Genomic DNA, 8908 nt, shown 5'->3' on the forward strand with positions numbered 1-8908 from the left:
CAGGGGCAGGGGCAGGGGCAGCAGGGGAGGCCGGTGCGGCTTCAGCCACCACCGGAGCCGGTTCGACGGCTACCGGTGCCGGGCTGGCTTCGACGGCGTCCAGCAGGCTGATCTGTTGCGGCACGGCCGGGGCTGCAGGCGCAGCGTGCACCACCTCGACCGGGGCTTCCGATGCGGCCGGAGCAGCAACGGGGGCCTGCACCGGCTCGAAGGCCGGGGTCGGGGCGAAGCTGGCATCGATCGACGGCGCCGCCGGTTCGATGGCCGGCTGGTTCGAGAACACGGCCTGGGTCGCTTCAGCAGCGGCAGCGGCGACGGCTTCCACCGAGTTCACGCCGCTTTCCACGTGCACGGCAGCCTCAGCCGGGGCTTGTTCCGGGACCGGGGAGGCGGCGAACGAAGCTTGCGCCACAGCGGCTTGGGCCACTTCCACCGGAGCCGCCGAAGTGTCGGCAGCGACGGTCTCGACGTTCACGCTGGCAGCAGCGGCGCTGGCCACGACTACGGTGTCGACGCCTTCGGCGGCTTCGGATTGCTCCGATCCTTCACCTTCGCCGTTGTCGATCACGTTGCCGTTTTCATCACGTTCGCGACGATGACGGTTGCGGCCACCACGGCGACGACGACGACGCGGCTCGGTGCCGCCTTCGGCAGCTTCCGCACCTTCGACGCCATCAGCACCTTCGGAACCTTCGACTTGTGCAGCTTCCACCTGGGCGGCTTGCTCGTCATTGGACAGGGCCACGGCACCAGCAGCAACCGCTACGCCTGCGGTGGCTGCACCGGCAGCCAGAGCGGCTTCCAGCGGCAGGCCTTCCTCGGCCTTGGGGTCCTTGCGTTCACCACGCGGGGCGCGCGGTTCACGCGGCTGGCGCGGTTCACGGCCTTCACGACCCTCGCGCGGCTCGCGGCCTTCACGCGGTTCGCGGGGCTCACGGGCTTCACGCGGCTCGTTGCGGCGGGCTTCCTTCTGTTCCTGGCCTTCGCGGGCTTCGCGCGGCTCACGGCCCTCGCGCACCTCACGGCCTTCACGCGGTTCGCGGCCTTCCTTCGGTTCGCGTGGACCACGCGGTGCACGTGCTTGCTTGGCTTCAGCAGTGTCGCCGGTCTTCAGTTCGACGGCGGCGGGGCCACGGGGTGCACGCTGCTCTGCATTGCGCTCGCCACGTTCGGCGCGATCGCCACGCTCACCGCGTTCACCACGGTTGCGGTTGCGGCCATTGCGGTCGCCGCCACGGCCATTGCGATCGCCTTCGCGCTTGGCCGGAGCCTTGGCTTCGACCGGGGCCGGCACTTCCACCGGAGCAACCGGCTTCTTGCGGAAGAAGGCGAAGATCTTGCCCAGCAGACCCGATTCCGGGGCCAGGGTCGGCGGCGGCACGGGGGCAGCCACCGGTTCCGGCGCCTTGCGTTCGACGATCGGGGCCGGCTGGTCGGGGGTGATGCCCTTGACCACGGCTTCCTGGCGCGGACGTTCTTCTTCCTTCTGGCGCTTGCTGTAGCCGATGTCGGTATCGGCTTGCTCGGCCATGGTGTAGCTGGCTTGGCCCTCGTCCAGGCGCGGATCGTCGTGCTTGATCCGTTCCATCTTGTAGTGCGGGGTTTCCAGGTGCTTGTTGGGGATCATGATGACGGTGACGCGATGGCGCGTCTCGATCTTCAGGATTTCGCCCCGTTTTTCATTGAGCAGGAAAGCGGCCACGTCCACCGGCGCTTGCACGTGGATGGCGGCTGAATTTTCCTTCATCGCCTCTTCCTGGATGATGCGCAGCACCTGCAGGGCGGAGGATTCGGTATCGCGGATGTGGCCGGTGCCGTTGCAACGCGGGCAGGTCACGTGGCTGCCTTCGGACAGCGACGGACGCAGGCGCTGGCGCGACAGTTCCATCAGGCCGAAGCGGGAGATCTTGCCCATCTGAACGCGGGCGCGGTCGTGGTGCAGGGCGTCCTTCAGACGGCCTTCCACTTCGCGCTGGTTCTTGGAGTTCTCCATGTCGATGAAGTCGATCACGATCAGGCCGCCCAGGTCGCGCAGGCGCAACTGGCGGGCCACTTCATCGGCGGCTTCGAGGTTGGTGTTGAAGGCGGTGGTCTCGATGTCGCTGCCACGGGTGGCGCGCGCCGAGTTCACGTCCACCGACACCAGGGCTTCGGTGTGGTCGATGACGATGGCGCCGCCGGAAGGCAGCGGGACCGTACGCGAGTAGGCGGTCTCGATCTGGTGTTCGATCTGGAAGCGCGAGAACAGCGGCACGTCGTCGCGGTAGCGCTTGACGCGATGGACCATGTCCGGCATCACGTGGGCCATGAACTGCTGGGCCTGGTCGTGGATGTCGTCGGTATCGATCAGGATTTCGCCGATGTCGGGCTGGAAGTAGTCGCGGATGGCGCGGATGACCAGTGACGATTCCTGGTAGATCAGGAAGGCGCCCGAGCCGGTCTGGCCGGCGCCTTCGATGGCGCGCCAGAGTTGCATCAGGTAGTTCAGGTCCCACTGCAGTTCATCGACGTTGCGGCCGATGCCGGCGGTGCGGGCGATGACGGACATGCCGTTGGGCAGGTCCAGCTTGTCCATGGTTTCGCGCAGTTCCTGGCGGTCTTCGCCTTCGACACGGCGCGACACGCCGCCACCGCGCGGGTTGTTGGGCATGAGCACCAGGTAGCGGCCGGCCAGGGAGATGAACGAGGTCAGGGCAGCGCCCTTGTTGCCGCGTTCTTCCTTCTCGACCTGGACGATGATTTCCTGGCCTTCGCGCAGCGCTTCCTTGATACTGGCGTTGCGGACGTCAATGCCTTCCTTGAAATAGGTGCGGGCCACTTCCTTGAAGGGCAGGAAGCCGTGGCGTTCTTCGCCGTAGTTGACGAAGCAGGCTTCCAGCGAGGGCTCGATGCGGGTGATGACGCCCTTGTAGATGTTGGACTTGCGCTGCTCGCGTCCGGTGGTTTCGATGTCGATGTCGATCAGTTTCTGACCGTCAACGATCGCTACGCGCAGTTCTTCCTGCTGCGTGGCGTTGAACAACATACGTTTCATGTTTTCACTCCGGGATCCGAAGATCCTTCAAATGGCCCGTCCGTATGTGGTAGCGGGCCAAAAGTACAGGGGATGTACGCGAGAACGAAGTGATTGGGGAGGGAATTGCCTTGATTGTGTGAGTGCGCCTTAGCGGGCGCTCCAGCACAAGGGGGCGCGGATGCGGCAGACGGGAACGCCGGGCAGCACCGTATCCGCGCCGCGCGCTCCGCCATAGGCGGTCGCGCAGGCAACTGCGGACGGTAAGCTGGTCTGTGGAGCCAAACGTAACATGGTGATGGGTTGGCGACGGCGATCGGGTTCTGTTGCATCAACCGGCAAGCTTCGCGATGCTTCGGCCAGGACTGCGGCATGGCCCGGGCAATGCGCTGCAAGAGGGGCGGGCGGATGAGCCTGCCGCCGGTTGCGCTGCAAGATACTGCTTTGCCGGGGGGCTGTGCGCTGCGGACCTGAACCGGAACACCGGATGCGAGTCTTGCCAGACTTTTATCCTGATGATCCAAACAATTCTGTTCCACTTCCAGGCGCGCTGTCCGATTGCAACTGCGGTGCAAACTGGAATCGCGCAGGGAAGGTGCGTACTCGTTTCGAGGCCTTTACGTGGACCAGGCAAGCGGCATGATCGGCTGTATTGTCAACCGTTGCAGCGCTTTTATTGCGTCTGCGATGCCGCGCGTCGTGGTTTTCGGGGCCCCCTCCGTCTATTTTGCAAATGAGCGAGGCTGACGAAGTCTCCTCTTGTGTAGAATGTTCCTTTTTATTCTACTGACGCTGATTTTTTGTTCAGCGTCGAACGATTATATATTCAAAATGAAGGACTTAGCGAGATTTTCTAGGGGGGCTTCTGAAAGCGCCGCAGCCGCGCCCGCCTCCCGGAGCGAAGCCGCCTCGCAGAACCTTCCCCAGGTGCAGTTGCTGACCATTTCCGACGAAGAAGCCGGGCAGCGGATTGATAATTTCCTGCTGCGTATCTGCAAGGGTGTTCCCAAGAGCCATATCTATCGTGTCCTGCGTTCGGGCGAGGTACGTGTCAACAAGGGCCGCATCGACCAGACCTATCGCCTGGCCGAAGGCGACGTGGTGCGCGTGCCGCCAATACGAGTTGCCGAGAAACAAGAGCAGGTGGTCCCCGGCGCGGAATTCCGCATCCTGCTGGAAGACAGCCACATGCTGGTCATCGACAAGCCGGCCGGCGTCGCCGTGCACGGCGGCTCGGGCGTGAGCTATGGCGTAATCGAACAGCTGCGTGCGGCGCGTCCGCAGGCCAAGTTCCTGGAACTGGTGCACCGCCTGGACCGCGATACCTCGGGCGTGCTGCTGATTGCCAAGAAGCGTTCGGCCCTGACCAACCTGCACGACCAGATGCGCGAAGGCACCACCGACAAGCGGTATTTCACGCTGGTGCAGGGCGACTGGAAGAATGCCCGCCAGCACGTGAAGTTGCCGCTCTTCAAGTACAGCACCCCGGACGGCGAGCGCCGGGTGCGGGTGCAGGCCGATGGCCAGGCTTCGCACACCATCTTTTCGCTCTTGCGCCGGTTCGGTGAATTCGCCCTGCTGGAAGCTGAACTCAAGACCGGCCGCACCCATCAGATCCGGGTGCACCTGTCTTCCAGCGGTTTCCCCATCGTGGGCGATGACAAGTACGGCGATTTCACCCTCAACAAGTCGCTGCAGAAGGCCGATGGCAATCGCGTGGCCTTCAAGCGCATGTTCCTGCATGCCTGGCGCATCAGTTTCCGCCATCCGGAAAGCGGCGAGACCGTCACCCTCAAGGCCGGCCTGCCCGAGGAGTGCGCGCGCTTCCTGCGCAGCCTCGAAGGCGGTGCCGAGGGCGACCTGCTGCCTCACAACATGCTGGCCGGAACCGAAGAGTGAAGGGATACACGCAGACGGCCGGGATGTGATACTTTCTGCCCGGCATTAACAGAAACGCATGCTCATCTGGCAATTGCCACAATGGCAACCGAGCCGGAAGCATGCCAGCGGAAAGAGCTCAGCACATGGCAAGAAAGCAATTTGACCTGATCGTCTTCGACTGGGACGGCACCCTGATGGACAGCACCTCGACCATCGTGCGCTGCATCCAGGCGGCCGCGCGCGACCTGGGGCTGCCCATTCCCGACAAGAGCGCGGCGTCCTACGTGATCGGCCTGGGCTTGCAGGATGCGATGCAGGCCGCCATTCCGGATGTGGACCCGAAGTACTATCCGCGCATCGTGGAGCGCTACCGCCATCACTATCTCGGGCAGGACAAGGACCTCACGCTCTTCGAGGGCGTGCCCGAGATGCTGGCCGACCTGTCGCAGCAGGGCTATTTCCTGGCCGTGGCCACCGGCAAGAGCCGGGTGGGGCTGAACCGGGCCATGAACAATACCGGCCTGCTCTCCAAGTTCGATGCCACGCGCTGCGCCGATGAAACCTTCTCCAAGCCGCATCCGGCCATGCTGCAGGAACTGACCCGCGAACTGGGCCAGGACATGCACCGTACCGTCATGATCGGCGACACCACCCACGACCTGCAGATGGCCATCAACGCCGGAGCCAAGGGGGTGGCGGTGGAGTTCGGCGCGCATCCGCCACAGCAGTTGCAGACCCTGGCGCCTCTTTATTCAGCCCGCTCCATCCGCGAGCTGCATCAATGGCTCAATGACCACGCCTGAAGCGGCTTGCCATGACGACGCCTGAAGAAATCTTCATTTGCCCCTCAGCCGCCCTCCAGGAGGGCGGTCTGGGCAAGCGCTTCCCGGTGCAGGTGCATGGGGATGAGACCACCGGCTTCGTGGTGCGCTATGGCGGTGTGGTCTATGGCTATCTTAATCGCTGCGCCCACGTGCCCATTGAACTGGATTGGGCCGAGGGCGAATTCTTTGAATCCAGCGGCCTGTATCTCATGTGCGCAACACATGGCGCGGTTTATGCGCCCGATACCGGAAAATGCGCAGGCGGACCTTGTACCGGTGCGCATTTGCGTAAGATCATGGCGGTGGAACGCGACGGCCAGGTGTTCTGGCGTCCGGATGACATCGTCCAGCCCGTCGAGGCATGAGCTTCGCGGAAAAAACCAGTGCAGCGCGATGGCGCTGCCCAGAGTGAGCCTATGAGCAACAACGAATCTGACAACCCGCAAGACCGCCCCCCTCAGTCTTCCTCGTCTTCCCCGGCCTCCCCGCCGCCTGCTGCACCGTCTTCTTCCATCCCCGCCAGCGTGCGCGAGGACAAGAAGAGCGGCTGGGAGCGCGACGTCCTGGAAAAGCTGGCCCTGTTCGCCGTCAAGGAACAGCGCGCCCGCCGCCGCTGGGGCATCTTCTTCCGCATCGCCATTCTGGTGGTGATCGTGCTGGGCGGCTGGATGGCCTTCACCTACAACAAGATCGAGAGCGAGCCGCTGGGCACCCATACTGCCCTGGTCGAGATTCGCGGCACCATCGAATCCGAAGGGCAGGGCTCGGCCGGCGTGGTCATTCCGGCGCTCGACAAAGCCTTTGCGGCCAGCGACTCGGTGGGCGTGATCCTGAAGATCAACAGCCCCGGCGGCAGCCCCGTGCAGGCCGGCATGATCAACGACGAGATCACCCGCCTGCGCAAGGCCTATCCCAAGAAGCCGATCTACGTGGTGGTGGAAGAGATGTGCGCTTCCGGCGGCTATTACATCGCCGTGGCGGCTGACAAGATCTACGTCAACAAGGCCAGCCTGATCGGTTCGGTGGGCGTGCTGATGGATGGTTTCGGCTTCACCGGCCTGATGGACAAGCTGGGCGTGGAGCGCCGCCTGCTGACGGCGGGCGAGAACAAGAGCTTCCTCGATCCCTTCAGCCCGCAGAGCCCCAAGCAGCGTGAATACGCGCAATCGATGCTGCAGGAGATCCATCAGCAGTTCATCGAAGTGGTGCGCCAGGGCCGTGGCACGCGCCTGAAGGAAACCCCGGATACCTTCTCGGGCCTGGTGTGGACTGGCTCCAAGGCCGTCGAACTGGGCTTGGCCGATGGCTATGGCACGGTCGACAGCGTGGCGCGTGATGTGATCAAGGCCGAGGATGTGGTGGACTACACCCAGACCGAGAATCTCTCCGAACGCGTGCTCAAGAAATTCGGCGTGGCCTTCGGTGCGGGCTTTGCCAAGACCTTGATGTCAGCGCCGTTGTCGCAGTTGCGCTGAGCGAATCCACAGCTTCCAAGCAAAAGGCCGGTTGCTGATGCAACCGGCCTTTGTTTTTTTGTGATGCTTATTCCGCCAGCAGCAGGAACACCGTTGGCTTCTTGTGGAAGTCCGGCGCCTTGTTGGCCGCCAGGGCGGCCTTCCATTGCGCGGCGGTCTGCGTGCGTACCGTTTCGGTGGGCAGCGAAAGATCGGTCGCCACACAGATCAGCGTGCCCTGCTGGCAGGACTGCGCCAGCGCTTCCAGCATGGCACCGTTGCGATAGGGCGTTTCGATCAGCAGCTGGGTCTGCTTCTCCTTGCGGGAGCGGTCTTCCAGTTGGCGGATGCGCTTGCTGCGCGCCTCGGCGTCGGTGGGCAGGTAGCCGTTGAAGGCGAAGCTCTGGCCGTTCAGTCCGCTGGCCATCACCGCCAGCAGCAGGGACGAGGGCCCGACCAGCGGCCGCACCTGGATGCCATGCTGATGCGCCAGGCGTACCAGGTTGGCACCGGGGTCGGCTACGGCCGGCACACCGGCTTCCGAGATCAGTCCACCGTCGCGGCCTTCCAGCAGCGGTGCCAGCAAGGCGGGCAGGGCGGCGGCAGGCGTGTTGACGTTCAGTTCGCTGATCTGGATTTCCTGGATGGGCTTGGCCAGTGCGGTACTGCTGCCCAGGAGCTTGAGGAAGGCGCGGGTGGTCTTGGCGTTCTCGGCCACGAAATAATCCAGGCGCGCCGCGATGGCCTGCACCTGGCGCGGGATGATGGACTCCAGCGGATGCAATGCGTCAGTGTCGGCGGGAAGCTCGGTCGTTCCCAGCGTGTTGGGAACCAGGTAAAGAATGCCGGGCATGGAAGGGAAAATGGGATAAATTGTATAAAATAATATGTGCAACGCAGCACGACGTCGCTGAGCCGCCATTCTACAGGGTGCAGGCTGTCATCAAAGTGTAATGCGCGCCCATTATCTTGTCGTCATGGAGACAGGATGCGGTTTAAATTATTTAGCAATTGTTTCGGGCGGATTCGCCCGGAGCCGTCGCGAAAGGAAATGCATGTTTGCTGCGGTAGATCTCGGTTCCAACAGTTTTCGCTTGCACATCGGCAAGTATGAGGACGACAGCATACGCGTCATCAAGAGTGCGCGTGACCCCATCCGCCTGGCCGCGGGCATCGACAAGAGCGGCAACCTCACGCCGCAGGCCTGTCAGAGCGCGATCGATTCGCTGACTCGTTTTCGCGCGGTCCTGCGTGACTATCCGCTGACCGCCGTGCGGGTGGTGGCCACCAATACCTTGCGCGTGGCCAGGAATGCCGCCGAGTTGCTGCCGGAACTGGAGCGCGCCATCGGTTATCCGGTCGAAATCATTTCCGGCGAGGAAGAAGGGCGCCTGATCTACATGGGCGTGGCCGGCGTGCTCGCCGATGCCGGTGAAGAACGCATGGTCATCGACATCGGCGGCGGTTCTACCGAAGTCATCCGTGGCCTGGGTGAGCATATCCGCCACGTCGAATCCTTCGGTATCGGTACCGTCAACCAGAGCCTGGCCTTCTTCCCCGATGGGGCGATCACGGCAGCGGCCTTTGAGCGCGCCATCATTTCTGCGCGTTCGCATGTGGAAGATGCGGTGCATCTGTTCAGCTTCGATGCGGCCAGCGTCAATGTCTACGGATCGTCCGGCACCATGCGTGCCATCGCCGATACCATCCGCCGCAACAACATGGGGGATGGTCGC

Annotated in this window: 6 protein-coding genes and 1 pseudogene; 5 read left to right on the forward strand and 2 right to left on the reverse strand. The window is 63.4% G+C overall.

All coding sequences use genetic code 11. The features are described from left to right. Window positions 1–3034: Rne/Rng family ribonuclease (locus tag B3873_RS18230; RefSeq protein ID WP_286867817.1), on the reverse strand; the 3034-nt coding region annotated here is incomplete at its 3' end. An 810-nt stretch (window positions 3035–3844) separates the two neighbouring features. Here B3873_RS18230 and B3873_RS18235 point away from each other — a divergent pair. The 4 genes from B3873_RS18235 (at window position 3845) to B3873_RS18250 (ending at window position 7193) form a co-directional block, all read left to right on the forward strand. Continuing rightward, complete coding sequence (locus B3873_RS18235; RefSeq protein WP_209533207.1) at window positions 3845–4912, forward strand: RluA family pseudouridine synthase; 1068 nt, start codon at window positions 3845–3847, stop codon at window positions 4910–4912. Window positions 4913–5037: 125 nt separating this feature from the next. Beyond that, the gene (locus B3873_RS18240; protein ID WP_286867819.1) at window positions 5038–5697 is read left to right on the forward strand and encodes an HAD-IIIA family hydrolase; all 660 of its coding nucleotides are present in this window, start codon (window positions 5038–5040) and stop codon (window positions 5695–5697) included. Window positions 5698–5708: 11 nt separating this feature from the next. Continuing rightward, on the forward strand, window positions 5709–6083 hold the full coding sequence (locus B3873_RS18245; protein WP_034332207.1) for a Rieske (2Fe-2S) protein: 375 nt from the start codon (window positions 5709–5711) through the stop codon (window positions 6081–6083). Window positions 6084–6134: 51 nt separating this feature from the next. Then, entirely contained in the window at window positions 6135–7193 is a 1059-nt protein-coding gene (locus B3873_RS18250) for a S49 family peptidase (RefSeq protein WP_034332211.1), read from the forward strand. A 67-nt stretch (window positions 7194–7260) separates the two neighbouring features. Here the strand turns inward: B3873_RS18250 and B3873_RS18255 are convergent, their stop codons facing one another. Then, the gene (locus B3873_RS18255; RefSeq protein ID WP_286867821.1) at window positions 7261–8025 is read right to left on the reverse strand and encodes an SAM-dependent methyltransferase; all 765 of its coding nucleotides are present in this window, start codon (window positions 8023–8025) and stop codon (window positions 7261–7263) included. 202 nt (window positions 8026–8227) lie between these two features. On the opposite strand from B3873_RS18255, the pseudogene B3873_RS18260 reads away from it, so the two are divergent. Continuing rightward, window positions 8228–8908: pseudogene (locus tag B3873_RS18260) on the forward strand (Ppx/GppA family phosphatase); the annotation flags it as partial.

It is taken from the genome of Herbaspirillum sp. UBA812 (assembly GCF_002296545.1).
Classification (GTDB): Bacteria; Pseudomonadota; Gammaproteobacteria; order Burkholderiales; family Burkholderiaceae_D; genus Herbaspirillum; species Herbaspirillum huttiense.